Source organism: Rubrobacter tropicus, from assembly GCF_011492945.1.
In the GTDB taxonomy this organism is placed as follows: domain Bacteria; phylum Actinomycetota; class Rubrobacteria; order Rubrobacterales; family Rubrobacteraceae; genus Rubrobacter_D; species Rubrobacter_D tropicus.
Genome location: NZ_CP045119.1, coordinates 1,179,088 through 1,206,002, shown reverse-complemented (window position 1 = coordinate 1,206,002; position 26,915 = coordinate 1,179,088). Strand labels below are relative to the sequence as shown.

At 67.7% G+C, this 26,915-nt stretch carries 27 protein-coding genes, 1 tRNA gene and 1 other RNA gene; 2 read left to right on the top strand and 27 right to left on the bottom strand.

From position 1 onward, the window contains the following. Positions 1 to 5: 5 nt before the first annotated feature. From dnaX to GBA63_RS05775, 15 genes are all read right to left on the bottom strand, one after another. On the bottom strand, positions 6 to 1,871 hold the full coding sequence (gene dnaX, locus GBA63_RS05840; protein WP_166174330.1) for a DNA polymerase III subunit gamma/tau: 1,866 nt from the start codon (positions 1,869 to 1,871) through the stop codon (positions 6 to 8). Between the two features lie 223 nt (positions 1,872 to 2,094). Beyond that, positions 2,095 to 2,361: signal recognition particle sRNA large type (ffs, locus tag GBA63_RS05835), an RNA gene on the bottom strand. 275 nt (positions 2,362 to 2,636) lie between these two features. After that, positions 2,637 to 3,233 carry a glucosaminidase domain-containing protein gene (locus GBA63_RS05830; protein ID WP_166174328.1) on the bottom strand — a complete coding sequence of 199 codons (597 nt, stop codon included), beginning with the start codon at positions 3,231 to 3,233 and terminating at the stop codon, positions 2,637 to 2,639. A 176-nt stretch (positions 3,234 to 3,409) separates the two neighbouring features. Next, positions 3,410 to 4,561 carry an FUSC family protein gene (locus tag GBA63_RS05825; RefSeq protein ID WP_166174326.1) on the bottom strand — a complete coding sequence of 384 codons (1,152 nt, stop codon included), beginning with the start codon at positions 4,559 to 4,561 and terminating at the stop codon, positions 3,410 to 3,412. A gap of 572 nt (positions 4,562 to 5,133) precedes the next feature. Continuing rightward, the gene (locus GBA63_RS05820) at positions 5,134 to 5,778 is read right to left on the bottom strand and encodes a bifunctional 4-hydroxy-2-oxoglutarate aldolase/2-dehydro-3-deoxy-phosphogluconate aldolase (RefSeq protein ID WP_166174324.1); all 645 of its coding nucleotides are present in this window, start codon (positions 5,776 to 5,778) and stop codon (positions 5,134 to 5,136) included. 17 nt (positions 5,779 to 5,795) lie between these two features. After that, positions 5,796 to 6,755, bottom strand: coding sequence for a sugar kinase (locus tag GBA63_RS05815; RefSeq protein WP_166174322.1), 960 nt, complete (start codon positions 6,753 to 6,755; stop codon positions 5,796 to 5,798). Positions 6,756 to 6,847: 92 nt separating this feature from the next. Next, positions 6,848 to 7,216, bottom strand: a complete 369-nt coding sequence (locus tag GBA63_RS23520; protein ID WP_228282327.1) for a hypothetical protein — start codon at positions 7,214 to 7,216, stop codon at positions 6,848 to 6,850. After that, complete coding sequence (locus GBA63_RS23515; RefSeq protein WP_228282325.1) at positions 7,168 to 7,560, bottom strand: ROK family protein; 393 nt, start codon at positions 7,558 to 7,560, stop codon at positions 7,168 to 7,170. The genes GBA63_RS23520 and GBA63_RS23515 overlap by 49 nt, the downstream gene beginning before the upstream one ends. 8 nt (positions 7,561 to 7,568) lie before the next feature. Further along, positions 7,569 to 8,969: a glucose-6-phosphate dehydrogenase gene (locus GBA63_RS05805; RefSeq protein WP_166174320.1), complete on the bottom strand. Its 1,401-nt coding sequence runs from the start codon at positions 8,967 to 8,969 to the stop codon at positions 7,569 to 7,571. 25 nt (positions 8,970 to 8,994) lie between these two features. Continuing rightward, the gene (locus GBA63_RS05800; RefSeq protein WP_166174318.1) at positions 8,995 to 11,391 is read right to left on the bottom strand and encodes a glycoside hydrolase family 65 protein; all 2,397 of its coding nucleotides are present in this window, start codon (positions 11,389 to 11,391) and stop codon (positions 8,995 to 8,997) included. Between the two features lie 43 nt (positions 11,392 to 11,434). Then, entirely contained in the window at positions 11,435 to 11,653 is a 219-nt protein-coding gene (locus tag GBA63_RS05795) for a hypothetical protein (protein WP_166174316.1), read from the bottom strand. A gap of 141 nt (positions 11,654 to 11,794) precedes the next feature. Next, a complete protein-coding gene (locus GBA63_RS05790; protein WP_166174314.1) occupies positions 11,795 to 12,763 on the bottom strand; it encodes an ROK family protein in 969 nt (322 codons plus the stop codon). A gap of 19 nt (positions 12,764 to 12,782) precedes the next feature. Beyond that, positions 12,783 to 13,565, bottom strand: coding sequence for an HAD family hydrolase (locus GBA63_RS05785; RefSeq protein ID WP_166174312.1), 783 nt, complete (start codon positions 13,563 to 13,565; stop codon positions 12,783 to 12,785). A 16-nt stretch (positions 13,566 to 13,581) separates the two neighbouring features. Next, entirely contained in the window at positions 13,582 to 14,994 is a 1,413-nt protein-coding gene (locus GBA63_RS05780; protein WP_166174310.1) for a sugar porter family MFS transporter, read from the bottom strand. Between the two features lie 543 nt (positions 14,995 to 15,537). After that, positions 15,538 to 16,203 (bottom strand): FadR/GntR family transcriptional regulator, encoded by a 666-nt coding sequence (locus tag GBA63_RS05775; RefSeq protein ID WP_166174308.1) that lies wholly within the window; start codon positions 16,201 to 16,203, stop codon positions 15,538 to 15,540. 154 nt (positions 16,204 to 16,357) lie between these two features. Between GBA63_RS05775 and GBA63_RS05770 the strand changes: the two genes are divergently transcribed. Then, positions 16,358 to 17,374: a 1-aminocyclopropane-1-carboxylate deaminase gene (locus tag GBA63_RS05770; RefSeq protein WP_166174306.1), complete on the top strand. Its 1,017-nt coding sequence runs from the start codon at positions 16,358 to 16,360 to the stop codon at positions 17,372 to 17,374. 250 nt (positions 17,375 to 17,624) lie between these two features. On the opposite strand, the gene GBA63_RS05765 is transcribed toward GBA63_RS05770, so the two are convergent. The 4 genes from GBA63_RS05765 to GBA63_RS05750 form a co-directional block, all read right to left on the bottom strand. Next, positions 17,625 to 18,578: an NAD(P)H-binding protein gene (locus GBA63_RS05765; RefSeq protein ID WP_166174304.1), complete on the bottom strand. Its 954-nt coding sequence runs from the start codon at positions 18,576 to 18,578 to the stop codon at positions 17,625 to 17,627. Between the two features lie 46 nt (positions 18,579 to 18,624). Beyond that, entirely contained in the window at positions 18,625 to 19,176 is a 552-nt protein-coding gene (locus GBA63_RS05760) for a hypothetical protein (RefSeq protein ID WP_166174302.1), read from the bottom strand. A 246-nt stretch (positions 19,177 to 19,422) separates the two neighbouring features. Continuing rightward, positions 19,423 to 19,513: transfer RNA gene (locus GBA63_RS05755), tRNA-Ser, on the bottom strand. 47 nt (positions 19,514 to 19,560) lie between these two features. Further along, positions 19,561 to 20,121, bottom strand: a complete 561-nt coding sequence (locus GBA63_RS05750) for a metal-dependent hydrolase (protein WP_166174300.1) — start codon at positions 20,119 to 20,121, stop codon at positions 19,561 to 19,563. A gap of 140 nt (positions 20,122 to 20,261) precedes the next feature. Here GBA63_RS05750 and GBA63_RS05745 point away from each other — a divergent pair, with 140 nt between their 5' ends. Further along, complete coding sequence (locus GBA63_RS05745) at positions 20,262 to 20,444, top strand: hypothetical protein (RefSeq protein WP_166174298.1); 183 nt, start codon at positions 20,262 to 20,264, stop codon at positions 20,442 to 20,444. A gap of 129 nt (positions 20,445 to 20,573) precedes the next feature. On the opposite strand, the gene GBA63_RS05740 is transcribed toward GBA63_RS05745, so the two are convergent. From GBA63_RS05740 to GBA63_RS05705, 8 genes are all read right to left on the bottom strand, one after another. Beyond that, positions 20,574 to 21,917 carry an ABC transporter permease gene (locus GBA63_RS05740; protein WP_166174296.1) on the bottom strand — a complete coding sequence of 448 codons (1,344 nt, stop codon included), beginning with the start codon at positions 21,915 to 21,917 and terminating at the stop codon, positions 20,574 to 20,576. Next, positions 21,914 to 22,615 (bottom strand): ABC transporter ATP-binding protein, encoded by a 702-nt coding sequence (locus GBA63_RS05735; RefSeq protein WP_166174294.1) that lies wholly within the window; start codon positions 22,613 to 22,615, stop codon positions 21,914 to 21,916. Before GBA63_RS05735 ends, GBA63_RS05740 begins: the two co-directional genes overlap by 4 nt. A gap of 153 nt (positions 22,616 to 22,768) precedes the next feature. Next, positions 22,769 to 22,969: a rhodanese-like domain-containing protein gene (locus GBA63_RS05730; RefSeq protein WP_166174292.1), complete on the bottom strand. Its 201-nt coding sequence runs from the start codon at positions 22,967 to 22,969 to the stop codon at positions 22,769 to 22,771. After that, positions 22,966 to 23,448 (bottom strand): nitroreductase family deazaflavin-dependent oxidoreductase, encoded by a 483-nt coding sequence (locus GBA63_RS05725; RefSeq protein ID WP_166174290.1) that lies wholly within the window; start codon positions 23,446 to 23,448, stop codon positions 22,966 to 22,968. The genes GBA63_RS05730 and GBA63_RS05725 overlap by 4 nt, the downstream gene beginning before the upstream one ends. Position 23,449: 1 nt before the next feature. Beyond that, on the bottom strand, positions 23,450 to 24,214 hold the full coding sequence (locus GBA63_RS05720; RefSeq protein WP_166174288.1) for an ABC transporter permease: 765 nt from the start codon (positions 24,212 to 24,214) through the stop codon (positions 23,450 to 23,452). Position 24,215: 1 nt separating this feature from the next. Continuing rightward, on the bottom strand, positions 24,216 to 24,992 hold the full coding sequence (locus GBA63_RS05715; RefSeq protein ID WP_166174286.1) for an ABC transporter permease: 777 nt from the start codon (positions 24,990 to 24,992) through the stop codon (positions 24,216 to 24,218). Further along, the gene (locus tag GBA63_RS05710; protein WP_207957093.1) at positions 24,989 to 25,975 is read right to left on the bottom strand and encodes an ATP-binding cassette domain-containing protein; all 987 of its coding nucleotides are present in this window, start codon (positions 25,973 to 25,975) and stop codon (positions 24,989 to 24,991) included. The genes GBA63_RS05715 and GBA63_RS05710 overlap by 4 nt, the downstream gene beginning before the upstream one ends. Beyond that, positions 25,975 to 26,835: an SDR family oxidoreductase gene (locus tag GBA63_RS05705; protein ID WP_207957092.1), complete on the bottom strand. Its 861-nt coding sequence runs from the start codon at positions 26,833 to 26,835 to the stop codon at positions 25,975 to 25,977. Before GBA63_RS05705 ends, GBA63_RS05710 begins: the two co-directional genes overlap by 1 nt. Positions 26,836 to 26,915: the final 80 nt, after the last annotated feature.

The window sequence follows — 26,915 nt, the reverse complement described above, 5'->3', positions numbered from 1 at the left end:
CGGTTCTAGCCTCCCCCGTTCTGGCCGAACGGGCCAAAGCCGCGCATGATCTCGAAAACCTCCGATTCGCTCCGGATCGTCCCGTCGCCCCCACCCCCCGGAGATCCGGGCCCCGAGCCGTTAGTCCCGGCCATCGTCCCGCCCGGTCCTTCACCATCCCAGGCCCCCGGCGGCTCTTCCTCGCGCGCGGGCGGCTCCGGCACGACGGCCCGCGGCGCGGGCTCCTGCAGGGCTTCAGGCCCAGGCGGCGCTTCTCCTGCGGTGGAGACGGTCTCGGGGAGATCATCCCCCGTGCTGACCTCCAGGCGCGGCCGCGAACCGACGCGTTCTTCGAGAACCTCGGCGAGCACGTCGGCGTGCTTGCGGTCCCTCGCCATCCCCACGTAGAAGCTCTGGTCCCCCGGGAAAGCCAGCTTCAGCACCGAGCCGTCGAAGCCCTCGACCCTTGCCTCGCCGTAGACGGCGGCCGTCAAGGCCTGCTTGCGCCGCTTGAGCTCGCCCATGATCGAAACCCACTGCCCCGCAAGGTCGACGTCGCTACGCCGCCCACCAGCCTCTTCTGCAGCAGACTCCGTCGCCCCGGCCGGCTCCGTCTCTACCGGTCGCGGCTCCGCCGGCGCCTCCCGGGACTCCCCGGTGTCCGGCCGCTCGACGGTCGTGGCCGGCTCCGGAGAGGTCACCGGAGCTTGGGAGCGCGGCGCTTGCGCGGGCGGTGTGAGGCCCCCGTTCGCGGCGGCGTTCTCGAGCCGTTCCAGGCGGGCCATGAGGTTCTCGACGGACGGCTCGGTGTAGTCGCGGGCGAGCTTGAGGAAGGTGAGTTCGAGCTCCAGCTTCGGGTCGCCGCCGCGCCGGATGCGGCCCAAAGCGTCGCCGAGCGCCTCGACGAGGCGCACGACCTCGGCGGTCGGGACGGCGTTTGCCTGCTCCTCCAGCGGCGCCCGCTCCTCGGCGCCGACGCCGGCCAGGGCCACCTCGGGCGCGTGGGGCAGGAGCATCAGGTTCCGCAGGTGCGAGAGAAGCTCGCCGACGAACTGCCCGAGGTCGCGGCCCTCGTTCGAGAGCCGGTCCACGATGCGCAAAGCGTCGGCGGCCCGGCGTTCGTGCAGGGCGTGGGTGGTCTCGAGGAGCGCCTCGGGCCCGACGCTGCCGAGCAACTCGCGGACCACCACGGTCGTGATCTCCCCCTCCACGAAAGACGAGAGCTGGTCCAAGAGCCCCTCGGCGTCCCTGAAGGAGCCTCGCCCCTCCCGCGCTATGACCGTCAGTGCTTCTGGCTCGACCGCTATGCCTTCGGCCTTGGAGATCTCCCCGAGCTTCGTCGCCAGCGTCTCGATGCTCGGCCTGCGGAAGTCGAAGCTCTGGCAGCGGCTGATGATCGTCGGCAGGACCTTGTGTTTCTCGGTGGTGGCGAGCACGAAAACGACGTGCTCGGGCGGCTCCTCCAGCATCTTCAGCAGGGCGTTGAAGGCCTCGGCGGTCAGCATGTGGACCTCGTCGATGATGTAGACCTTCGTCCGTCCTGCGACGGGTGCGAGGTTCACGCGGTCCCTGAGGTCCCGGATCTCATCGATCCCCCGGTTCGAAGCCGCGTCCATCTCCACGACGTCCAGGGAAGAGTTGTTGACGATGGCCCGGCAGTTCTCGCAGGTCCCGTCGGGCTCGGCCGTCGGCCCCTCAGCGCAGTTCAACCCCATGGCCAGCACCTTCGCCGTCGAGGTCTTCCCCGTCCCCCGCGGCCCGCTAAAGAGGTAGGCGTGCGCCACCCGACCCGTCTCGATGGCCCGCCGCAAAGTGCGCACGACGGGCTCCTGCCCGACCACCTGGTCCATCTTCCGCGGACGCCACTTGCGGTAGAGCGAAGCGTGCTGCACTAGAAGGTTCGTCCCGTCGAAAAAGTCACGCGGTTAGTATAGGTCAAGCCTGACGGCTTGACAGCCATCTCTTAGCTGTCAGCCGTCAGCTTCTCCGTGGTCAGACCAACGCAGGTGCGTAAACCGTCACCCGACATGGCCCCGCCAAGAAGATACGAAAAAGGGGCAAACAATTGCCCCGAAACGACTAGCTGAAAGCTGATGGCTGACAGCTACAAAAATACCGCGCACCCCGCCGTCGACACGACCGCGTTCGGCGAACTTCCGGCCGCCGACTCCGGCCTGGCTGCCCCGTAGCACATGAGGTTACCCGCTTAGTGCTGCTACCTTCCGGTCCTGACACGGTTCACGGGGCCCCATTGCCCGGGACCAGGCCATCAACGCCGGCCGCACCGGTTTCAACCGAACCCGGTTCGCGCCTCGGGCGGGGAATTAGGCCCTGCTAGGCGATCGCAGGTACAGGGCATCGCCATCTCCCCGCTTAGCGCGGCTCGCCGATTGTAGCACGCTCCGCCCTATGGGCTCCGCTTTCAGCGCGCATCGGGCCTGCTCCGGCTTCGCCTCCGCAGCCCCTCGCTTTCAGCTTGTCAGCTTTCGGCCGCGCAACGACAAACCGGGCCGCGCCAGGCGAGACGGTACAGAAGTCGCGCAAGCGTAAGGTGAACAGACGACTTGACTGAGAGCGACCGAAAGGAGCGTGCTGACGAGGCGCGAAGCGCCGGGCTGACAAGCGGAGCCCGGAGGGCGAAGCGTGCGAGCAGGGCTTTAAGCCCTGCTCATACCGTAGAGGATGCGCCGGATCTTGTCGTCGTAGGTCGAATCGGTGGCCCAGATGCCGCCGCCTAGCTGGCCTATGTTCCGGATCCAGTACCCGCGGGCCTTCTGGGCGGCGCGGGCGTCGTAGAAGCGGTCGTGGGGTTTGCCGATGGGGCTCTTGCCCGTGTAGGCGGCCATGTGGTTGACGTGCATCCTGACGCCGGCGTAGGGGGTCGCGGGGCGCTCGAAGTCGCGCGGCGCGTCGCCGACGTTGCCGCCCTTCTTTATGCCGGCCATGTTCCACGGCTTCGAATCGCCGCCGTAGCGGCCGTAGCCGGTCTCGACCATGGCCTGGGCGACGAGCACGTCGGGGGCGATGTTCCTCTGGGGGGCGAGCTTGTAGTAGATCGGGATGGTCCGCATGATGTACCGCGTGCTGCCCATCCGGCGGGCGTACCGCTCCACCTTCGCCTGCGAATGGCGGGCGCCGCCCAGGATCTCACCCGGGTCCCGCATCGCCGCTTTCTGGACCGTCTCGGCCTGAACGTGAGAAGCCAGTCCAAGAGCCAGAAACGCCGCCAACAAAACCAACCCTATACGCTTCATCTTCCCCCTCCAGAAACCAGAATCATCCCCCGCGTGACCGGTCCAATCATACTGCATCTTTCGACACCGCAAAGCAACACCTTTAACCGGGATCAGCGCGCTTCGGCCTCCGCTCTCGGCCGGTCAGCATTTCAGCCTGTCAGCTTTTTGATCGTGCTGACCGGCTGACGAGCTTTCTAGCGGACGGCCACGCTCGGCTCGGAGGCGGGCTCGTGCGGGTTGCGGAGGGCTTCGAGGGCTTCGGCGGGGCCCATGCCGGCCGCCTGCAGGAGGTCGAGGGCCGTCGAGCGTATCTGGGCGACGAGGGCGCTCGACTCGAGGTCGTTGTTCGTCCGGAGGGTGGCGGTTGCCTCCTCGGCGGCCCCGAGGGCGAAGTGGCGGACGTCCACGGGGAAATCGGGCCTCTCCAGGTACCCGGCGAGGGCTTCTACGGCGAGGGCCAGGCCCAGGATCGCCTCGGGAAGCTGCCCGTCCGACGCGCCGCGTTCGCGCACCATCGTAACGGCGGCCCGGGCCAGCACGCGGGTGTCCCGCACGGCGAAGTCGAGCTGGTCGGCGGCCGTCGCGTAGTGGGCCAGGGGGCCGAGGTGCCGCCTGCGGGGCGGGGCGAAGCGGGCGATCTGGTATCCCCCGTCCAACTCCTCCCGCAGCCGCGCCACGGATGCGTCCACGCAGCGGGCCTCAGAAAGCGCCTGCTCGGCAAGGTCGATGTCGCCCCCGATCAGGGCGGCCGACGAGTCCCTCAAAGCCGTGGCGAGGTCGTCGAGGACGGGCTGCGTCGCCAGCTTGGCGCGCAGGCTCGGGTTGCTCGGGAAGGCGGCGCTCACGGCCAGGGCAACGCCACCGCCCATGAGCGCCTCCAGGAGCCTGTCGGGAGATACCCCCGAGGTCATGGGATCGAGCCCGGCGACGAGCAGGGCCGAGACACCGGCCTCGGTCCAGAACATGATCCCACCCCGAATCAGGAGCGCGACGGCCATCGCCAGCCCCACTATGACCCCGATCTGAACGGGACCCGTGCCGATGGCGAGCATGATGAGGTCCGCGACCGTGAGCCCCACGGCCACCCCGAGGGTCCACTCGATGGCCCTCTTCAACGTCTGACCGGCCACCGCGCCGATCGAGATCACGGCCGCTATCGCCGCCACGAAGGGACGGTCGTTCCCCAACACCACCACGGCCATCGACCACGCCAGCGCAGCAGCCACCGCCGTCTGCGCCACGGGCCATATGCCGGCCCGCAAACGTCCGAGCGCGCGATCCAACCCGCGACGAAGCGCCGTCGGACCACCCCGCCTGACCGCTTCCGTGACATCTGAAATTGCCATCACACCCCCCTTCGGGATCTCTTGTCTCGACTATGTGCCTGCGGCACTCAATAGAAACCAATCTAACACCCGAAAGTTCGTGTACAAGGGGTTTGGGCAGGCTTTTCGGGGGTGTTATCAAACTGTTGCGAAGCAGTTGCCATCTGTTACCAGATTGGGCTTCGGGTTTCAGGTCTCAGAGCGGTTTGCGGAGGTATCGGGCCTAGCGCGAGCAGGCATACGGGTTCTCGGGTTTTTAGGTTTTTAGGGGTGGAGGATCGGGGCCCGCCCGCGGTTCGGGGCGCACCCCTCAAAGCCTCGGTGCCTCGAAGCCTCTGTGTCCCGTGGGCGACGAGGGTCGGTCCTTCCGCAAACCGCTGTCAGGCATCAAGAAGAATGTCTCAGGCTGTCCCTGGCCGGCGCTCTGAATCCCGCCGGCGAGGCGGGGCGAGGACGGAGGATTAGAACGGTTTCGTGGTTGGTCCGTTCGTCACTGCGGGGGCGTGACGCCCGGCGGGTGTCTCTACGGGGATCTCTTGTTTGCGAACGGTTGCGTGGGGCCGGGACTGATCCCCCGTCGGGGGTGTCGCTGCCTACCGCTTCCTGGCGGTGCGGACGGCTTCCGCGAACCGCCTGGCGTTCTCGACCACCTCGGCGCGGTCGCGGCCTGCGAGCGAGGGCGGGGCCAGGGCGCTTCCGGCCCCGACCGCGAGGGCCCCGGCCGCGAACCAGTCCGAGACGTTGTCCGCGGAGACCCCGCCCGTCGGTATGAAGGAGACGTCGGGGAAGGGGCCGAGGAGCGCTTTGAGGTGGGAGGGTCCCCCGGAAGAGCCGGGGAAGAACTTCAGGGCCGGGGCGCCGAGGCGACGGGCCAGCATGACTTCGGAGGGGGTAAGGACGCCGGGGAGCACGAGGAGGCCGGTTTCGAGCATCGTTGGCAAAAGGTCGGGGTCGCAGCCGGGGCTGACCAGGAAAGCCGACCCGGCCTCGGCGGCCTGGGCTACCTGCTCGGGCGTGATCACGGTCCCGGCGCCGAGCAGGATGTCGTCCCCGTACTCCGAGCCCAGGTCCCGGATGACCTGCGGAGCTTCGGGGGTCGTGAAGGTGACCTCGATGCCCAGCACACCGCCCTCGACCAGCGCGCCGACGACCTCCATCGCCGCCTGGCGCGACTCCCCGCGCACGACGGCAAGCAGGCCCAACTCCCCGGTTTTCTTTAGTACCTGATCCGACCCCATCCCACTCTCTCCCTTCTCTATCGTCCGGCGTCCTGGGCCCCGAGGCCGCGCCGCAGCGCGAAGGCCTCCTCTTCCGTTGGAAGCCCCTTCAGGTCCCCGGGCACGGTAACAGCGCACGCCCCGCAGGCGTTCGCCAGGTCCAGGCACTCCCCCGTGCTCCATCCCCGCAACCTGCCTGACAGAAAACCTGCGACGAAAGCGTCGCCGGCCCCGACGGTATCGACCACGCTCACGGAGTACGCGGGCATCTCGAAGATTCCCTCCTCCTCGACCGCGAAGGCTCCTTCCGCCCCATGGACCACGACCGTGGCGGCCCGTATGTCCCGCCGCGCCTTCCGGACGTGCTCTGGCTCGCCGCCGCCGAAAAGCAGCCCCGACTCGTCCTCGGAGAGGAACAGGAGGTCGGCGCGCGCTGCCAGGGGACCGAGGACTTCGCGCGGGTCCCGGCCCTTCAGGAGCTGATGTCTGACGTTGAGGTCGAAGGAGACGGTTACGCCGCGCTCGTTGGCGGCGGAGATGAGGTCGGAGATCAGGCCGTGGCAACTATCGGAGAGGGCGGCCGTGATGCCGGTCAGGTGCAATATCTCGCCCGATAGCAGGTACTCCACGTCCAGCCCGTCGAACCGCATCCGGCTCGCCGCGGACCCCGCCCGGTAGTAGTGGACGCGCAGTTGGCCCAGGGCCCTCCACTCCTTGAAGTACAGGCCCGTCGGGGCGTCGGGGTCGAGGATCGCCCTGGAGACGTCCACCCTCTCGCCCCTCGCGAAGGCCAGGATCTCCTCCCCGAACTCGTCGTCCCCGAGGCCGCCGGCCCACCCGACCGCGTGCCCGAGGCGCGAGAGGCCGACGGCCACGTTGAATTCGGCCCCGCCCAGGTGCTTCTCGAAAGTACCGACGTGCCTGAGCGGGCCCTTCGAGAGCGGGTCCATCACGACCAGGGCCTCGCCCAGCGTCGTCACCCGCAAGGGATCTCTCATACTCCGCGCTCCGCTTCCGGCACTGATATCTGGGACCCGTTAAAGCGCACGGGATGTCCTCCTCTTCTTCGGCTCGTGGGCAAGAACGTTTGCTACCCGGGCGTGGCCGTCCGCGGTACGGCTTCGGGGGCGAGCGCGGCGCCGGCTATTCCGGCGATGTTCAGCATCCGGGCCGGCACTATCCTCGCGCGGGTCTCCAGCCTGGGGATGAACTTGTCGGCCTTCTTGCTCACGCCGCCGCCGACGATGATCAGGCCCGGCCAGAACAGGGCCTCCATGGTCGCCGGGTACTCGTTGAGGCGTCTGGCCCACTTCTTCCAGCTCAGGTCCTCCTGCTTGCGGATGCGGTCGGAGGCGCGCGGCTCGGCCTCGCGATCCCGGATCATGATATGCCCGAACTCGGTGTTGGGCATCAGCTTGCCCCGCGTGAAGAGCGCCGTGCCGTCGACACCGCGCCCCACCTCATCTCGGCCAGCCCGACGGCGTCGGCGTCGTTGACCACGCGCACGACGTTCCCGGCCTCCCGCTTCAACCTCCCCTGCAGGTCGAAGCCTGTCAAATCCTTGGCGACGTTCGCGGCGGTACGAACGACGCCGTCCTTTATGACGCAAGGGAAACCGACGCCGACGGGGCCGTCCCGGCCGAAGTGCTCGATCACCCCCAGCGACGTCTCGACCACGGCCTTCGAGGTGGGGGCCTGGGACGTCGGGATGCGGATTCGTTCCTCCAACAACTCGCCCGTATCGAGGTCGACCGGGGCCCCCTTCATGCCGGAGCCGCCGATGTCGAGGCCGAATACTCCCATAAATCCTCCTAGACGCCGACGGCCCGCCCCGACCGCGCCACGCTGTGGCCGTCGGCGCCGGCGGGGTACTCGAGGAGCGGCACGAGCCCCTCCTCCCAGGCTTGCAGGATCGGTTCGGAGACCCGCCAGGCCTCCTCGGCCTCATCAGCCCGGATGAACAGGGTGGTGTTTCCCTCCAAAAGGTCGAGAAAGACGCGCTGGTAGGCGGCAAAGAACTCCTGCGGGGCGAAGTCGGCGCCCAGCTCGATCTGCTCCAGGTCGAAGGGGTCGTGCGGCCCATTGACGTTCAAGCTCAGGGTTACCCTGTCCGGCCCGAGCCTGACGCGGAGCACGTTTGGGCGCGGGTCGTCGGCCCTCTGGAAGGCGAGGTGCGGCACGGGCTTGAAGTGGACCGCGATCTCGCCTTTAAAGCCGCTCAGGGCCTTGCCGCCGCGAAGGACGAAGGGCACCCCGGCCCAGCGCAGGTTGTCGACGGCGAGGGTGACCTCGGCGAAGGTCTCGGTCCCGCGGGATGGGTCCACGCCCTCCTCGTCGGCGTAGGCCGGGATCTCCTTTTCCCCTATCTTTCCGGTCCCGTAGCGGGCGCGCACGGTCTGGCCCCGGGCCTCCTCGGGGGAGAGGCGCCTGATGGCCCGCATGAGGTCCACCTTCCGGTCGCGCAGGTTGCGGCGGTGGAGGGCCGTCGGTGCCTCCATCGCCGTGAGGCACATGAGCTGGAGCAGGTGGTTCTGGATCAGGTCTTTGAAGGCGCCGGCGTGGTCGAAGTATCCGGCCCTGCCCTCCAGCGCCAGCGTCTCTTCCCAGAGGATCTCGACGCGCTCTATGTAGTTGCGGTCCCAAAGGGGCTCCAGGATGCCGTTCGCGAAGCGCAGGCCCATGATCGTCGGGAACGGCTGCCAGGCCAGGAAGTGATCTATGCGGTAGATGTTCTTTTCGGGCAGGAACTCGTGCAGCAGCCGGTTGAGGCTCTGGGCCGATTCGAGGTTCACCCCGAACGGCTTCTCTATGGCGATGCGGCTCCCCTCGGGCAGGCCGGCCTTTTTCAGGGCTTCGAGGGTGGGGGCGAAGACGGCGGGCGGGAGGGCAAGGTAGGCCAGGATCGGCTCCGCGAGGGGCTCCAGGGCCGAGATAACGCTTTCGGCATCGGTGACGTCGGCCCTGCGGTACTCGATGACCTCGGTGACCAGCCTCGCGCGGGCGGCGGCCGAGACGCTGCCGGCGTGGCGCTCCAGGCTGTCGAGCACCAGGCGGCGGAAGCCGTTCTTGTCGTTCTTCCACCCCCTACGGTCCACGCCTATTATCTTGATCCCGTCGGGCAGCCGCCCGGCCTCGTAGAGCTTCGCCAGGGCCGGGATCAGGTACCGGGCCGTGAGGTCCCCCGTCGCCCCGAATATGACTACGCGTTTCATGGGTGATCTTCTCCCCTCGATACCCCTACTCGCCCCCGAAGTCGAAAGTGTGGCTTCCGCCGGACTCGATCCTCGCCGCCGTATCTCCGACCCTCACGTCGACCGGCTGGCCGTCGGCGGGGGCGGCGACCGTCAGCTGCTTGCCTTTCAGCTCGATCTGGAGGCGCGTCCCGTGGAACTGCATGGGGAACGAGAGGCCGTCGAGGTTGCCGACGGGCTTGGGGTCGAAGTGGAGCGCCCCGTCCCGGATGTCGGTGCCGAGGTAGCCGCGTTGGATCAGATCAAGGGTACCCGCCATCACCCCCATGTGGATGCCCTCTTGCGTGGTGCCCCCCTGCACGTCCCCGACGTCGCTCTCGAGCGCCACCATGTACCGCTCCCACGAGCTCTCGGGGTCCAGATCGGCCAGGATACCCGCGTGCGCTATAAAGCTCAAAGTCGAGCCGTGGGAGGTCCTCTGGTCGTAGTACTCGGTGTTGCGGCGCACCATCTCGGTCGAGTATTCGTACCCGAGACGCTCGAACAGGGGTTTCAGCTCGTCCTCGGGGAAGAGGAAGAAGAGCAGCACGGCGTCTGCCTGCTTGGTCAGCTTGTACTTGTCAGGGTCGTCGCCCTCGGCGCGCAGGATGCGGTCGAGGCGCTGGATGTTGCCGTACTCCCGGCGGTAGTGGTCCCAGTCCAGCTCCTCCAGGTTGTCGTAGCCCTCGAACTGGCTGATGAGCCCGTCGCCGTGAAACGGGACGAACATCTTGCGGGACATCTCGCCCCACTTCTCCACCTCCTCGTCCGTCAGGCCGATGGAGGCCCGCAGGGCCTGCCGGCGGCGTTCGGGGACGAGGTCGAGCACTTCGAGGGCGATCTCCGAGAGCCAGGCGACCATGACGTTCGTGTAGGCGTTGTTTCTGAGTCCCTCTTCGTCGGATCCCGCGTACTTCTCGTGGAACTCGTCGGGCCCCATGACGCCGTGGATCTCGTACCGGTCCCGCACGGGGTTGTGGTGCGCGATGGAGGCCCAGAACCGGGCGATGTCGAGCATCATCTCGGCCCCGTAGTCGAGCAAAAACTCCGTGTCCCCGGTCGTCTCGTAGTAGCGCCAGACGTTGTAGAAGATGTCGGCGCTGACGTGGCGCTGGTTGTGGCTCAGGTCCGGCTCCCATTTCCCGGACTTCGGGTTGATGTGGACTTTCTGGGTCTCCTCCTGGCCGTCTGACCCGCTCTGCCAGGGGAACATGGCCCCCTGGTAGCCGGCCTCTTTGGCCGCCGCCCGGGCCTCCCCCATGCGGCGGTAGCGGTACATCAGGAGGCCGCGGGTGATCTCGGGCAGCCTGAAGTTCAAGAACGGGTAGATAAAGAGCTCGTCCCAGAAGATGTGCCCGCGGTAGGCCTCGCCGTTCAGGCCGCGCGCGGGGACGCCGGCGTCGAGGTCGGAGGTGTGGGGCGAGCAGACCTGGAGGATGTGCGAGATGTGCAGCCTGAGCAGGAGCTGGACCCGCTCGTCGTTCGGGACGCGGACGTCGCAGATCTCCCACAGCTCTTCCCAAGCCCGCCTGTGGTGCTCGAAGGCCTCAGCATACGTCCCGTAGCGGCCGACGGCCTTGCCGGCGTTGACCAGCGGCTCGTTTATGGCGTGGTCGCGCGAGGTGTAGAAGGCCACCATCTTCTCGACCCGCACGGGCTCCCCCCGCGTGGCCTCGAAGGAGAGCACCTGGTGGGCGTAGTCCTGCATCTGGTAGAGGTCCCTGCCGACGTCGAGCTGGCCTGCCACGCCGAAGATCCTGGTACGGGCCGCCTCGGCCACGTAAATACGCGACTGACGGGTCCTGACCACGAGCGCGATGGTCTCCGGCCCGAACGTCCTGGGGGAGACGGGGTCCAGGTGGCGCCCTTCGAGCTGCTGGTAGCGGGCCACGCCCTTGTTCGTAACGCGGCCGTCCAGGGCGGATATGACCTCGACCCTGCCCGACCAGTTCTCGGGCGTGATGGTCCACTTCATGGCGGCCTGGTGCATGTCGGCCATGCTCACGAAGCGGCGGGTCTCCAGCGTGGTCTCTCTGCCCGCCCTGTCGCGGACCCGGAGGACACGTATCGTCGTAGCCGTACGGATGTCGTACTCGTGCCGGTAGGAGAGGATCTCGACGTTCTCCCTGTCGAGGGCCTCCTCTCCCTCTATGCGCATCTCCAGGAGCAGCCAGTTCGGAAGGTTGACCAGGTCCTCGTTAAGGACGGGCACCCCGGCCATGATGGTCGTCTCCCGGTTGAAGCCGCCGTGGGTGTACGTGCCGGGATAACTCACCCCGTCGGCCTGGGCCCAGGCGAGGCCGCCCCGCGTGCAGAAGAAGCCGTTGCCGGTCGAGGTCAGCGCCTCGCGCAGCCCCTCCTGCTCCGGCTCGAAAGTGTCGAAGGCGAGCGTCCAGTCGGTCATAGAGATCCTCCCCGTTTCCCTGTTAGTGTTCCGAGCGTTTTCTTCACGTACCCTTCCTCCCGAGCAGGCGCCTCTTGCCGGCGCAGCAAACGGAGGCCGTCCTGCCGTCCGGAAGCGCGGCGTGGCAGGGACCCAAAAAGAAGCGGCCGGGCGCGTACCTGGCGGCGGAGTGGCAAAGCGCGCAGCAGTCCGACGTGTCGAGGAGCCCGAGCCTCCCGAGTTCCTCGCACCCCACGGCGCTCGCCCAGGCTGTGCCCGTCACGCCCATCTTGTCCCGCGGCCCCCGCCGCCGGGCGGTACTCAGCGTGCGAACGCGTCCGGAGATGGTCTCACCCCCGGACCGGCGTCCCGGCCCACGAAGACGCCGCCGTGTCCCCGCGTCGGGTTACGGTCCGATCTTCACTCACGTCACGCGCCTGGACGGGCCGAGCACGTACTCGCCGTCCTCGCCGCGGGCCAGGGCCGCGGCGCCGAGCACGCCCGAGGCCGGCCCGAGGGTAGCCTCCTTGATCTCGACGAGGTCCCGCGACGGCGAGCGGGCCCTCAGACGCACCTCTTCGCGGACGGGCTCCAGGATGAGATCCCCGGCCCGCGAGGCGCCGCCGCCGACGGCCACGACCTCGGGGTTGAACACGTTCACGAACCCCGCGACGCCGATGCCGAGCCACCGTCCGGTCTCTTTGAGGACCCGGATCGAGGCCTCGTCCCCCTCCCTGGCGAGTTCCGTGACGTCCTCCCCGAGCACCTGCCGCTCGACGGCCAGCCGGCCCAGGGCCGAGCCCGGGTAGTCGTTTGCGACCTCCCGCGCCCTACGCCGGATGGCGGTGCCGGACGCCAGCGCCTCCAGGCACCCGTGGTTTCCGCAGCCGCAGACCGGGCCGTCGGGGTCGAGCGTAACGTGCCCGAGCTCGCCCCCCGCGCCCTGGGCGCCCCTGAGCAGGACCCCGTGGGTTATGACCCCGCCGCCGACCCCGGTGCCCAAAGTTATGAAGATCTGGTGGTCGACGTCCTTGCCCGCGCCGTAGCGGAACTCGCCCCAGGCCGCCGCGTTGGCGTCGTTCTCGACCGTGACCCGCACCCCGGTCCTTCCGCCGATCTCCTCGTCCAGGCGGATGTTCTCTATCTCGTGCAAATTCGGCGAGAAGATCACGGTGTTGATCGAGGCCATGATCAGGCCGGGGACGGCCAGGCAGACGCCGCCGACCTCGAAGCCGTCCTTTACTTCCGTTATCGCCCCGGCGATGGTCCCTACCAGGCGGTTGGGCGGGACGGCCTGGGTCGGGTATCTGACCTCGTTCAGGATCTCACCCTCGGGAGAGACGACCGCCGCGGCGATCTTGGTCCCCCCCACGTCGACCCCTATGGCGTTCATCTCTGGAATCCTCCCACCGTCAGCGCCCCGACCTCTCCAGGCGGCCTTCGGCGAGCGCCTCGAGCGAGACGTCGTCGAGGCTTGTTACGACGAGGTCGGCGTTCGCGCCTTTTAGAAGCTCCTCGTCGTCGGCCCGCGCCAGGCCCAGGGCCTGCATGTTGCCGGCCTTCGCCGCCTGCACGCCGTTCGCGGCGTCCTCCACCACGAACGCCTCGCCCGGCGATACGCCCGCTTCTTCGGCGGCGGTAAGGAAGATCTCGGGGTGCGGCTTGCCCTGCGCGAAGTCCCTCCCGCTGACGTTCGCGTCGAGGATGTCGAGCAGGGTGTAGCCGGGGCTCACGAAGTCGTATTCGAGGCCCTCCTCCTCGACGAACTCGTCCAGACGAATCCGCTCCAGAAAAGCGTTCGCGTTCTTGGACGAGGAGGCGGCGGATATCCGCAGGCCCGCGTCCTTGACGGCCAGGACGAAGCGCAGGGCATCCGGGTAGGCGTGGAACTGGCTGGCTTCGATCAGCTCCACGATCATCACCTGCTTGCGGTCGCCGTACTCCTGCGCCCGCTCCTCTGCGTCTGGCACCCCGAAGTACTCGAGCGCCGCCTGGGCGCCCTTGTAGCGGGGCTTTCCTGACATCTCCCTCTGGTAAACCTCGGGGGTAAACTTTTCCGGGGCGTAGGAAGTCTGGTCCCTGATGCCCTTCCAGTCGTTCTCCATCAGTTGCCGCAGGCCGTCGCGCCAGGCCTGCTCGTGGGGCGAGTCGACAAGCACGCCGTCGACGTCGAAGATCGCGCCTCGAAAGCTCACGGGCTCTCCTTTCTACCTAGCGAACGCGGCCGGTGCTGACCGTCGTGCCGCGGAAGCTTGCCTCTATCTCCTCCAGCGAGCGGTTCTTCGTCTCCGGCACCCGGAAGTAGATGAAGACCCACGCGACGATGCCGAGGAACGCGAATATCCAGAACAAGGTGGCGCCGCCGAGCGCCGCCAGCAGGACCGGGAACGTCAGGGCGACGAGGAAGTTCGAGCCCCAGTTGGCGATTGAGGCCACGCTCATGGCCGTGCCACGAATTCTCAGCGGGTAGATCTCCGAGATCATCAACCAGAACACCGGCCCGAGGCTGATCGCGAACGAAGCTATGTAAACCGCCAGGCACACGGTCGCGAGCACGCCAGACAGAACGGTCGAATTGTCCCCGGTGGCGCCGGACGCGAAGACCGTGCCAAGCAGCGCGAGGCTTATGGTCATGCCGACGAGCCCGATGAGGAGCAGCGGCCTGCGCCCCGCCCGGTCGATGATGCGGACGGCAAGGATCGTGAACCCTACGTTCACGACCCCGACACCGAGGGCGGTGGCCGCGATGGCGCCCCCCTCCGAGAAGCCGACGCCCTGCAGGATCGTGGGCGCGTAGTAGATCACCGTGTTGATGCCGGTTATCTGCTGGAAGATGGCGAGACCTATGCCGATGATGAGGGCCGGCCTGACGAAGGGAGCCAGAAGCTCCGCGTAGGAGACCCGCTCCTGGTTGCCTTCCTGGTTCTTTATGTCCTGCATCTCCTGGAGCTCTTGATCTACCTCCTCCGGGCTCCGGGAGCGGCCGAGCACCTGGCGGGCCTTGTCCATCCGGCCGTGCTCGAAGAGCCAGCGCGGGCTCTCCGGCAGCGAGAACATGCCGATGCCGAGGATGAGGGCCGGTATGAGCGCGACGCCGAACATCCAGCGCCAGCCCTCGATGGGCGTGAAGAGGACGCCCACGATGTAGGAGAGCAAGATACCTATGGTGATCATGAGCTGGTTGAGCGAGACGAGCGCCCCCCGCCTGTCGGCCGGGGCTATCTCGGCGATGTAGAGCGGCACGATCATCGACGCCAGCCCGACGCCCAGGCCAAGCAAGAACCGGCCGAGGACTATGAACGCCACGCTCGGCGCGAATGCCACCGCCATCGCACCCACCCCGAAGATGATGGCGGCTATGAGAGTGGTGGGACGGCGTCCGATACGGTCGGAGAGCGGCCCGCCCGAGAGCGCCCCGACCATCGCGCCGACCAGCAGGAAGCTGACGATTATGCCCTCCAAAAAGGACGTCAGCTCGAAGTCTTGCCTGATGAACAGCAGGGCACCGGAGATGACGCCCGTGTCGTACCCGAAGAGCAATCCACCCGTCGCCGTGATCGCGGCCGCCAGGTTTACGAACCTCCGCCTCTCAGCGGCTCCCGCGCTAGAACTTCCCGCAGACATGCCACTCCCTTCCTCTTGAGCCCCCGAAAAACGGGGTTCCACCCACCGGCCCCAACGACCACCCTGCACTAATGAAGCTTTCTTGCATGCCGAAAGGCCGGTTCCCTGTTGCTATTGTCTTTTCCCTTGATGGAAGTATCCGCGCCGCGTGCGCCCCGGGCAACCCCACGCCCCTACCCCCGCTCCGAAAGGCACCGGCCCACGGCTGCTCGCAAGACTATTGGCATGATCGTCCCCGGCCCACGTAAGAGACTGGGCCCAGCCTTCAGCGGCGTCCCGCACCAACCACGAATGCCAGCTTCCCCAACAGCATCAGCCTCCTATCACGTAGGCCAGGTGCCGGCCCCCACGCCGACCCGGCCTTGCTTCCCGCTTCCCCGTTGTACTGGTTAACTGTTCATCAGCTTACCAGACCAAAGTTCGCGCACTTTATCACATGCGTTTCTTGCTCGCAATGGCGTTCCGTTATCCCGTGGGGGCGAGGGGGCTGGCCGTTGTCGTTAGAGGGGTCGAGTAGTTTCAGGACGTCCCTCTCGGCCTGGTTCAGGTGGGCGAGGATGTGCTGGCGGGCGGCTTCGGGTCGTGGTCGCGGAGGGCTGCGTAGAGTTTACGGTGGAAGTCGAGGGAGGTTCTGTTCATATCGGGGTCGCGGAGCACGATCTCGAAGTACCTGGTGTAGATGGTCCGGATCAGGTCGATCAGATGCGCCAGCACGGGGTTGGCCGCGGCCTCGGCCACCACCACGTGAAACTCCAGGTCCATCTCCAGGTAATCCCTCGGCCTCTCCAGGGAGGCGGCCATGCCGTCGAGCAACTCGTCTAGTCGTCCCAGTTGCCGTTCGGTGGCGTGTTGGGCCGCGAGTTGGGCCGACTCGGCCTCGAGGACGCGCCTCACGTGCATGATGTGGCGGACGTCGCGGTCGGGGAGATCTATGATCGTCTGGACGGGGACCAGGTGGTCGAAGACCTCGCCCAAGGAGAGGGAGCGCACCATCGTCCCCGTTCCCTGGCGGATCTCCAGGATGCCCAGCTTCTCCAGGAACCGCAGCCCCTCGCGAACGGAGGTCCTGCCGACGCCCAGTCGCTCCGCGAGCTCCCTCTCGGTCGGGAGGCGGTCGCCGGCGCGGTACCGGCCTTCCCGGATCCAGGCGATAACGCTGTCCGTAACAGCATCGGACAGGGAGGTTTTGCGGACCTTGTCCAACCCCACCCACTCCTCTTTAGACGACCCCCACGCCGCGCAATCCTAGCATAAGGGCCACGCCCGAAACCGCGCGCTCTTCCGGCAACGGGCGGTTGGAACCGTGGTGACCAGGAGATGTTAACCTCCCGCGGGACAGCCCAGGCCGCACGGAGGAGGCCCATTGACCATCGCGGATTTCGACCGTTACCCGCTCTTGTTCGGGCCATCGCCCGTGCATCGGCTAGACAGGCTCACGGAGCACCTGGGCGGCGCCGGGTTGTGGGCGAAGCGCGAGGACTGCAACTCTGGCATCGCATACGGGGGGAACAAGACCCGAAAGCTCGAGTACCTCGTCGCCGACGCGCTCGCCAAGGGGTGCGACACGCTCGTCTCCATCGGCGGCGTGCAGTCCAACCACACCCGCCAGGTGGCGGCCGTTGCGGCCCGCGTCGGGCTCCGGTGCGTCCTGGTCCAGGAGAGCTGGGTGGACTGGCCCGACAGCGTCTACGATAAGGTCGGCAACATCCTCATCAGCCGGCTGGCCGGCGCTGACGTGCGCCTGGTCAAGGCCGGTTTCGGCATCGGGTTCAAGGAGAGTTGGGACGCGGCCGTGGCCGAGATAGAAGCCTCCGGCGGCAAACCCTACGCCATACCGGCCGGCGCCTCCGACCACGAACTCGGCGGCCTTGGCTTCGCGAACTGGGCCAACGAGGTCGCAGCCCAGGAGGAGGATCTCGGCGTCTTCTTCGACACCGTAATCGTCTGCTCAGTAACCGGCAGCACGCAGGCCGGCATGGTCGCCGGTTTCGCCGCCCTGGAGGAGGCCGGGGGCCGTCCCCGCCGGGTGGTAGGCATCGACGGGTCGGCGAAACCGCAAGAGACCAGAGAACAGATAACGCGCATAGCCCGCAACACGGCCGGACTCATCGGGTTGACACGGGAGGTCGGCGACGACGTAATCCTCGACGACAGGTACCACGCCGGCGTCTACGGCATCCCGGACGGGGCGACGCTGGAGGCAATGCGGACCGCGGCCCGCACGGAGGGGATGATCACCGACCCCGTCTACGAGGGGAAGTCGATGGCGGGCATGATCGACCTCGTAAAGCGGGGTGAGATCCCCCCGACCTCCACCGTCCTGTACGCCCACCTGGGCGGCCAGCCAGCCCTCAACGGCTACAGCGCGCTGTTCTCCTGACCTCCCGCTCCCCGGATAGAAGGGCGGCGTTGGCCAGGATGCTCGGGCGCGGGCGTTCAGGTTGGAGAACGCCCGCGCCGGGGTCTCCTGGATCAGCTCGCAAAGGTACGGCGAGGGGCGAGCTCGTCTCGTCGGGTTCGCTTCCGAGTCGCGCCTCGCTCACCGCCTCCGTGGCGCTTCGGGGTGGCCCGGCACCTGGGCAACCGCTTCCGGCAACGCGGCCGAACGGTCACGGCGAAGTTCTATGCTCTCACCCCATGCCCGAGAGACGATCACGGTACCAGCGCACGGTCTCGCCTATGGCCGTCCTTAGTGGTGTCGCGTGGTCGCCGAAGGTACGTGCGAAGTCCGAATGGTCGACGACGAAAGGCTCCTCGAACTCGTAGAGCATCTCGATGGTCTCGCGCAGGGGCGGGTTGAATAGGCCGATGGCCCGAAGCACGATCTTCGGCGCCGCCTGGATGCGCGCCGGCTTTCCGGCCTCCTCGAAGGCGATCTCAACGAACTCGCGTGTCGTAACCGTCTCGGGGCTTGGTAGGTGCCACGCCCGCCCCAGCGCCTCCTCGCGCTCGCCCAGGATTACGAGCCCCTTGCCGATGTCCGGCACGTAGGTGTAGGTGTGGGGCTGGTCGGGGTCGCCGGCCACCCGGGCGCTCTTGCCCTCCACGGCCCGGCCGAAGACCTGCTCTCCCGCGGCCGACGCGAGCACGCGAGGTCCGAAAAAGTCGGACGCCCTCCCGATGGCGACCCGCGCCCTGCCGGACTCGTGGGCCCGCATGAGCTCTTGGGACATCCTGGCACGGACACCGCCTTTGCGCGTCTCGGCGGCGTGGGGCAGGTCTTCGGTGAGCGGAAGGCCGTCTGTTGGACCGTACATGTAGAGGTTCTCCACGGCCACGAGCTTTGCGCCGGCGGCCACGGCGCCCTCTATCACCGCCGCCTGCAGCGGCGGGAACAGCTCGGGCCACTTGTCGTAGGGCGGGTTGAGGGCAAAGTAGACGGCGGATGCTCCCGCGCTCGCCTCCCGGCTGAACGCGGGGTCGGAAGCGTCGCCTCCCACGACCTCTACGCGCTCGGGAACGTCCGCCCTGCCGCTGCGGTTGACCATTCGGACTCGCCTGCCCCTCTCGGTCAGCTCATCCATCACGGACATCCCGACCGGCCCGGTGCCGAAGATTACGTGAAGCCCTCCGTCGTCGGTCATCTGGGTTCCTCCCCTGCCTGGTTGTGTGTCCCGGCGTCCCTCTCGGTCAGCGGGTTCGGCTGCGGAGCAAGAGCAACAACGCCGTTCCCGTGAGCGCGGCGAAGACGAGTGCCCCTGTCGAGCCGAACACGGCGTAGCCCCGCTCGACGTCTATGCCGAACGCCCACGTAACCGTCCAGCCGACAGGCCAGGCGAGGATGGCGACCGGCACCCACAGCCCCGCGGACCGGAGGTGCCTCCTCAAGAGCGCCCACTGCAAGAACCCGACGGCGACACCGGTGGCCAGGCCGGTTACGAGCAGGTCTCCTAACCCCGTTTCCGCGCTCGTGAGCAGGGCCCCTACGGCGTCGCCGGAGGCAACACCCAGCGCGGTGGCTCCTATCCAGCCGGGGCCTATCCTCAGGTATCCGCGAAGCACCAGCCACTGGGCCGCCCCGATCACCGCTCCCGCCAGGGCTCCGGCGAGCGCGCCGGACGCCGTGCCACCGATCGAGCCTACCACGATGAAAGCCAACAGCCCGCCTATCGGAAAGCCCAGGAAGGCGAGCATCCACCACAGGAAGAACCTCCACCCCACCGACCCGCCGCCAGCGCTCACGATCATTCCTCTCCCACCGGGCTGTTCCGGTGCGATCGGGGTCCCATCGACCTCGTAAGCAACAGTAATACACCAGTCAAGGCGGGCCAGGGCGACCATCTTCCAGAAGAAATACCGCCCGCTCTTCGGCGATTCCCGGGCCGGGGGTTGCAGTACGGTTGCGGTAAACCGGGACCAGGAGCCGTCCGGCATCCGTTCGGCGTGCCAACCAGGCATCACGGCGTACCTGCAAACATAGGACAAGAGCGGAGAGGGAGGGATTCGAACCCTCGAGACGGCTTAACACCGCCTACGCGATTTCCAATCGCGCTCCTTCGGCCAACTCGGACACCTCTCCGGGAGCGACGGCATGGAGTGTACCAAATGACCCGGCCCGGATCGAAGCTAAGAAGCCTTCCCGGCCCTACGTCTGAGGCGCGAAACCAGCAACGCCAGCATCGTAAGCAGCATCAGGCCGTGATTGGCGAGGAAGAACTCCCGCCCGTAGTACGCGCTGTTGTAGTAGGAGATCGGGCTCGCCCAGGTCCAGCTAGATAAAGGCCAGAAGAGCGGTCGCACGTCGTCCACGTGGGTCAGAAAATCGGCGAGGGTATGTCCGAGCCAGCCAAGGAGGAACCAGAGAAGTATTCTGTGCTGGTCCAGCCGTACCAGACCGGAGATGCGGTACAGGACGAGCAGGGCCACGACCGGCACGGCCGAGTGGAGGATGCTGCCCGTCCCGCCAAACGGGCCGGTGAAGTAGATGGCCTGCAGCACCTCCTCCGTGTCCATCGAGGACCAGCCGTCCCGCAGGTAGGCCGGCCCTATGTAGTAGGCGGTGCCGGCGAAGGAAGGCAGGTCGGGGAAGGAGGCCCCCAAGGCGCCGGCAATACCCGCGGCCCGTCCGGCCTTTATGCCGTGCTTGGCGAGCGCCCAGGTGAAGAAGGCGTGGGAGTAGGTCTCCAAGCTACCGGGCGCCGTCCGTCCCGCGCGCCGCGAGCGGGCGGATGACGGTCCTCGAGGCGTGGGAGGCCCGCTCGCGCTCGTCGCCGACGTTGCCGCCCGAGGGCTCCGCGGCGGCCCGGACGAGGGCCGGGTAGTCCCCGTTGCCGGTCTCGATGCGGTCCGCGACGGCCCGGAGCGCGGCCGCCTCTTCCGGGTTGGGTGGGGCCGAGGTCTCGACGGAGCGCAGGAAGCGGGCGAGGGTGCGGTCCTCGTCGCCGGCGGCGTCGGCCTCCAGGGCGGCCGCGAGCGTCGCGGTGAGCGCCGGTTCCGCCGGGCGGGTTTGAAACCCGCCCCTACGTGGGGGGCGGGTTGGGGGTTGGGGGTTCGTCGTCGGGTTGGGGGCACGCGGTTGCCTCTCGGGGTTTGGATGTCGTTCGTTGGGAAGGCCTCTTTCGTCCGGCGACCCTTTGATCTTACTCCCTGCGCAACGCTTCGACGGGTTGGAGGCGGGCGGAGCGGTAGGCGGGGAGGACGCCGAAGAGGACCCCGATCAGGGCCGAGACGCCGAACGCCAGCGCCACCTCGTTTGCCGTAACGACGGCGGGCGGGAGGTCTTCGAGGACGTTCGGCAGGATGGCCGATCCTGCGATGCCGACCAGGACGCCGAGGACGCCCCCGATCAGGGCCAGCAGCACGGCCTCCAACAAGAACTGCAGCAGCACGTTGGCGTTGGTCGCGCCGAGGGCTTTGCGAACGCCGATCTCACGCGTCCTCTCCGCCACCGAGACGAGCATGATGTTCATGACCCCGATGCCGCCGACGAGAAGTGAGATGCCGGCGATGCCCGTCAGGAAGATCTTGAGCTGGTCCGTGATCTCGGTGAAGGTCGAAAGCAACTCCCTCTGCGTAATAACAGAAAAGTCCTTCGCCCCATCATGGGCTTCCCTCAGCTCCTTGCCGATCCCGTCCACGGCCCGGTCTACGGTCCCCGCACCCTCGGCCTGGACCACGATCTGTCCCACGGTCTTCACGCCGGAGACCTCCAAAGCGTCCGCCGTCGCCATGAACGAAGCCTCGGGTACGGGGGGACCGAACTCCACGTCCGACGCCTCGGCTACCCCGACGACCTCGTACTTCCTGGCAGGCTCGGGCGCGGGCTCTTGCGGCGCATCCTGCGCCTGCTCGCGCGCGACGCCTTCGGGGAGACGTTCGGAGATCTGTTCGGGGAGCCGTTTCGGCACCTGGGCGGAGCGCCGTTCGGAGTCCCGTTCTGGCGCGTTTTGGGATGATCCCCCGACGGACAAGGTTTTTCCGACGGCCTCCCCGGGTTTCGAGTCGAGGAGCCTCCTCGCATCGGCCTGGGAGAGCACGACCTCGCCGCGGCCCTCCACGAAGCGGCCCGCGGCGAGGCCGACGGACCGGATCTCGTCGTAGGACGGGTCGACCCCGGAGAAAGAGACACTCTGTCGTTCGACGGGCGCGACGGTCGAGACGTTCGACGAGGCCCTCGCCACGCCGGGAAGATCGCCGACCAGCCGCGTGTCCTCCGGGGTCAGGGTGCTGGCCGCGGCGGCGCCGAACGGGCCGTCGTCGCCGCCGGCCTGCTCGCCGCTGGTGCCGGGGCTTATGGTTATGAGGTTGGGGCCGAGGTCGTTGATCTGGCCCGAGATGCTCTTCTGTATGCCGTTCCCCAAAGAGGTGAGCAGCACGACGGCCGCCACCCCGATGATTATGCCGAGCATGGTGAGGAACGTGCGGGCCCAGTTGACGAGCAACCCGGAGAGGCCCATGCCGGCGATCTGGAAGACCTTCCTCATTCTGCGACCCCCAGCCCCCGCGACTTCTCGTCGGCAAAGACGCGCCCGTCCCGGATGTCCACGATCCTGTCCCCCCTCTGGGCGACCTCCGGGTCGTGCGTAACGACGATTAGCGTCACCCCCGAGGCGTTGAGCTGCCCGAAGAGGTTCAGGATTCCCTCCCCGGATCTCGTATCCAGGTTCCCCGTAGGCTCGTCGGCGAGCAGCATCGCCGGCCGGCTCACGAGCGCCCGCGCTATGGCCACCCTTTGCTTTTGCCCACCCGAGAGCTCCGGCGGCCTGTGCCCGGCCCGGTCCGAGAGCCCCACCTGTTCGAGGGCCCCAAGCGCCCGCTTGCGACGCTCGGCCCCCCGCGTCCCGGCGTAGACGAGGGGAAGCTCCACGTTCTTGCGGGCGCTCTGGCGGGGCAGGAGGTTGTAGCTCTGGAAGACGAAGCCGATCAGATCCCGCCTCGCCCGCGCGAGCTCGCCGCCCTTGAGCCCCGACACCTCGCGCCCGTCGAGGACGTAGCTCCCTGCCGTGGGCCGGTCCAGCAGCCCCAGCAGGTTCATCAGCGTGCTCTTGCCGCTCCCGGAAGGTCCGACCACCGAAACCCACTCGCCCGGCTCGACGTCGAGGCTCACGCCGGCCAGGGCCTCGACCCGGCCCTCGCCCCGGCCGTAGGTCTTGGTGAGTTCCCTGGCCTTGATGACCCTCACCGGGCCCTCCTTCGCAACCCCGTCAACCCCGTATCAACTCCCCGTTTCGACCGGGAGGCCGGCCTCGATCCAGTCCTGCTTGCCGCCCTCGTAGTCGGAGACGTTGTCGTAACCCATGGCCGTCAGCTCACGGACGACCCGCGTCGAGGAGTGTCAGTTGAAGTTCGAGCAGTAGGCCACGACCTCGGCGCTCCGGTCCTGAACCAGACCCTCAACCTGACCCCGCCCCTCGTAACGGACCGCGCCGGGCAGGTGCCCCTGCCCGTACGAGGCCTCGCCGAGCACCTCCAGGAGCAAGAGATCGTCCCCGCGGTCCAGCTTCGCCTTCAGTTCCTCGCGGTCTATGGTTTTCATGCCGGCTCCTTTCGTGGGTTTCGGGTGCCTTGTTCGATGGGTTCGAGGAGGATCACCGGGATCTCCCGGTCCGTCTTCGCCTGGTAGCTCGCGTAGCTCGGGTACATCTCGACGAGCCGCTTCCACAGCCGCCGCTTCTCTTCGCCCACGGCCTCCGTGGCGCGGACGCGGATCTCGCGCCCACCGACCTCGACGGCCGCCTCCGGGTTCGCCCCGAGGTTGAGCCACCAGTCGGGGTGCTTCGGGGCGCCGCCGTTGGAGGCGACGATAGCGTACCGGCCGCCGTCTTCGAGGTAGAGAAGCGGCGTCGTCCGCCGCAGCCCGCTCCGGCGGCCGGTCGTGACGAGCAGAAGCACGGGGCTGCCGACCATCCGGCCGCCGACCCTGCCGTTCGTGGTCCGGTAGAGGGAAGAATGCAGCTTCGTGGCCCACTTCTGGGCCGTGGCGATGGCGGGGCCGTAAGGCCGTCCCCGGGTCATTCTATCCGGCGTTCTCGGCCCGCCGGAGGCCGAAGATGGCCCACACGGAGAGGACGAGTATCAGGGCGGCGCTTATGGCGAAGGCCGGGAGCACGTTCTGCGGGTCGCCGGCCAGAAAGCCGCGCGCGGCGCCGAGGATGGCGGTGAACGGGTTCAGGCGGGCCACCGTCTCGATCCAGCCGCTCAAGAGGTTCAGCGGGACGAAGACCGGGGCCAAAAAGAGGACCATGAAGATCGGGGTCCTTATAACGGGCCCGGCCTGCTGGGTGCGGAGCATCATCGCGATACCGGCCCCGAAGAGCGTCGCCGCGATGTTGGCGAGAATGGCGAGCGCGATCAACCCGAAGAAGTCGAAGCCGCCCGTTATGGGCATGCCGGTTATAAGCGCCAGAACGGTCACGAGCGTCCCGGTCATGAAGGCGCGTACGAGCGAGGCCATGGTGTAGCCGAGGATGATCCCGTACCTGTTGGAGGCCGCGAGCATGAGCCTCCTGGCGAACCCGTTCTCGAAGTCGCTGGCTATCGAGAACCCCGTGAACGCCCCGCCCATCGTGACGGCCTGGAGCAAGGCCCAGACGTACTGGAAGGCGATGTAACCGGCGGCGTAGTCGAAGCCGGGTATGTCACCCACCCTCGTGAGCCCCCCCGCGAACGCCACGAAGAAGAAGAGCGGGAAGAGGGCCGGCGCCAGGAACGCCGGGTTGGTGAAGTACTTGTAGGTCTGCCTGCCCGCGACGGCCCAGGCGACCGCGAAGAAGCCGCCCACGCTAGGCCACCCTCGTCCGCATGGAGGCCGCGGCCCCGCCGATGGCGAGCACCACGATCACAGCCGCGCACCCGAAGCCGAGCAGGAGCGCCTGCGCGTCCCAGCCGGTTATCACCAAACTCCGGATGCCTTCGACGAGGTAGGAGATAGGGTTGACGGTCGCTATGAACCTGAACCAGTCCTGCTCTATAAGGTTTCTCGGCAGGTTTATGGAGGACATGAAGATCGCGACGAAGAAGAGCGGAAAGGCGCTCTCGACCGCCTCCACGGAGCCGGTCCGTATGGCGAGCATCGCCCCGAGCCCCCCGAAGCCCAGAGCCACGAGCACCGTGAGCGCCACGATCACGAGCATCCCCAGGACGCCGCTGCTGATGTTCACGCCCATCAGGAAACCGAACGCGAGAAAGACGACGCCCTGGATAAGGCCGAGGGCGACGACGCCGGCGAGCATCCCGCTGAGCAGCGCCGAAGGCCGCATCGGGGTCAGGGAGAGCCGGTCGAAGAAGCCGTTCTCGATGTCGCGGGCGAGGTCGCTGCCGGCCGTGATCGCCCCGAACAGCGACGCTTGAATGAGCGGAAACGCGAAGGCGAAGTCCAGGTACGGGGCGTCCGGAAATCCCGGCAAGCGCGAGGCCGCGTCGAGGCCGCTCGCGTTTATGGAGAAGAACATCATCGGAAACAGCAGGGCCGAGACGATAACGGCCGGCTGGCGCAGCGTCCTTACGGTCGAGCGGCGCGCGAGCGCCACGACCTGCACGAGAAAAGAGGAGCCCGTCACCCTTGCGCCTCCTCCGCGCCCTCTCCACTGTCCCCGGCCCCTTCGAGCGAGCGGCCGGTCTTGGCGAGAAAGACGTCGTCGAGGCTCGGCTCTTCTAGTCTCAGGTTCGAGACCTTCAGGTTCTCCCGGTCGAGGGCTCGCACGACGTCGGCGAGGCCCGCGGCGCCGCCGGAGAGGCGGACGGCGACGGTGCCGGGCTGGGATGGGATCTCCTCCCCGAACCGGCCCAGAACGCCAACGACGGCGTCCCGCTCTGCCGGGCTGGCCGGCGTCGCCTCGACGCTGGGGCGCCCGATCTCGGCCTTCAGCGCCTCGGGCGTGTCCTCGGCCACGATGGTGCCCCGGTCGATGATCCCGACCCGGTCGGCCAACACGTCGGCCTCTTCGAGGTACTGCGTCGTCAGGAACACCGTGACACCCTCGTCCCTGGCGAGCCTGCTGACCTCGCTCCACAGGGCGCTCCGGCTCTGCGGGTCGAGCCCCGTCGTCGGCTCGTCGAGAAACAGGATGCTCGGCCCGTGCACGAGCGCGAGCGCGAGGTCGAGCCTCCGCTTCATCCCGCCCGAATACCCGCGCACCCGCCGGTCGGCCGCCTCCTGCAACCCGACCCGCTCCAGCAGCGCGTTCCCCCGCTTCTTCCGGTCCGCGCGCGAGATGCCGTGCAACGCGGCCTGCAAGTTGAGGTGCTCCCTCCCGGTCAGGAACGGGTCGAGCGCGGCCTCCTGCAGCGCCGCCCCGATGGAGGCCCTGACCTGCGGCCCCTCCCTGACGATGTCGTAGCCGGCGACCCTCGCGGTCCCGCCCGTCGGCGGCAGCAGCGTCGTCAGCATCAGGACGGTCGTAGATTTCCCCGCGCCGTTCGGGCCGAGAAAGCCGTAGGCCTCGCCGGGCTCGACGCGCAGGTCGATGCCGTCCACGGCCCGCGGTCCCTTCCTGAACTCCCGGACGAGGCCCTCGACGATTATCCCGCTGTCGCGTCCCACTACGCGGTCACCTTCAGGCCCGTGAGCCTCTCGCTCTCCTCCCACAGCCTGCGCCGGGCCTGCGGATCATCGGCGACCTTCTTCGGCTCGATGACCTTGCGGTCCGAGTAGTACCGGCCGCTGACGCCCTCCACCTCGGGCGAGGAGGCCAGCCAGATCAGGGTGTCGGCCCCCTGCTCCGGCGTCCTCATGAACGGCTTGAAGAGCCGGAAAAAGATCGTGAACAGCCCCGAGTTGTCGCTCCCGAACCTGGTATTGACGGCCCCCGGGTGCATGCAGGTGGCCGTTACGCCAGTCCCTTTCAGCCGCCCCGCTAGCTCGTAGGTGAACATGATGTTGGCGAGCTTGGTCATCCCGTAGACGGGGAAACCCCTGTACTTCTTCCTGGACTGCAAGTCGTCGAAGTCGATGTTCCCCCACCGTTCGGCCTCCGAGGAGACGGTGACGACCCTGCTAGGGGCGCTCTCTTTGAGCAGATCCATAAGCAGGTTCGTGAGCAGGAACGGCGCCAGGTGGTTTATGGCGAACGTGGTCTCCAGGCCGTCCACGGTCTCGCTCCTCGTGCTCTGAACGAGCCCCGCGTTGTTGACGAGCACGTCGAGCCTGTCGTAGCGCTTCTTGAACTCGTCGGCCAGCGCGCGCACCTCGGCCTGCGAGGAGAGGTCGGCGAGCGCCAGGTCCACGCGTCCGCCGGTCCGGGCCCGGATCTCGGCCGCCGCCTCCTCCCCGCGCTCGGGGTTGCGCCCTACCAGGACGACGTCGGCCCCCATCGCGGCCAGCGCCGTCGCCGCCGCCTTGCCTATGCCGGAGGTCCCGCCCGTGACGAGCGCCACCTTCCCACCCATGCCAGTGTTACTCAAACCTGCTCCTCTTGGTCTCTGAACTTCGCGAGCGCCCTGAGTCTATACCTTGAAGATCCAGGCCAACCCGCAGTCTCGTC

Excerpts from the sequence above, each read along its gene's own strand:
- GBA63_RS05830 (WP_166174328.1), bottom strand. The coding sequence starts at position 3,233 with ATGAAGCGTATAGGGTTGGTTTTGTTGGCGGCGTTTCTGGCTCTTGGA.
- GBA63_RS05825 (WP_166174326.1), bottom strand. The coding sequence starts at position 4,561 with ATGGCAATTTCAGATGTCACGGAAGCGGTCAGGCGGGGTGGTCCGACG.
- GBA63_RS05820 (WP_166174324.1), bottom strand. The coding sequence starts at position 5,778 with ATGGGGTCGGATCAGGTACTAAAGAAAACCGGGGAGTTGGGCCTGCTT.
- GBA63_RS05815 (WP_166174322.1), bottom strand. The coding sequence starts at position 6,755 with ATGAGAGATCCCTTGCGGGTGACGACGCTGGGCGAGGCCCTGGTCGTG.
- GBA63_RS23515 (WP_228282325.1), bottom strand. The coding sequence starts at position 7,560 with ATGGGAGTATTCGGCCTCGACATCGGCGGCTCCGGCATGAAGGGGGCC.
- GBA63_RS05805 (WP_166174320.1), bottom strand. The coding sequence starts at position 8,969 with ATGAAACGCGTAGTCATATTCGGGGCGACGGGGGACCTCACGGCCCGG.
- GBA63_RS05800 (WP_166174318.1), bottom strand. The coding sequence starts at position 11,391 with ATGACCGACTGGACGCTCGCCTTCGACACTTTCGAGCCGGAGCAGGAG.
- GBA63_RS05790 (WP_166174314.1), bottom strand. The coding sequence starts at position 12,763 with ATGAACGCCATAGGGGTCGACGTGGGGGGGACCAAGATCGCCGCGGCG.
- GBA63_RS05780 (WP_166174310.1), bottom strand. The coding sequence starts at position 14,994 with ATGTCTGCGGGAAGTTCTAGCGCGGGAGCCGCTGAGAGGCGGAGGTTC.
- GBA63_RS05765 (WP_166174304.1), bottom strand. The coding sequence starts at position 18,578 with ATGACCGACGACGGAGGGCTTCACGTAATCTTCGGCACCGGGCCGGTC.
- GBA63_RS05740 (WP_166174296.1), bottom strand. The coding sequence starts at position 21,917 with ATGAGGAAGGTCTTCCAGATCGCCGGCATGGGCCTCTCCGGGTTGCTC.
- GBA63_RS05730 (WP_166174292.1), bottom strand. The coding sequence starts at position 22,969 with ATGAAAACCATAGACCGCGAGGAACTGAAGGCGAAGCTGGACCGCGGG.
- GBA63_RS05725 (WP_166174290.1), bottom strand. The coding sequence starts at position 23,448 with ATGACCCGGGGACGGCCTTACGGCCCCGCCATCGCCACGGCCCAGAAG.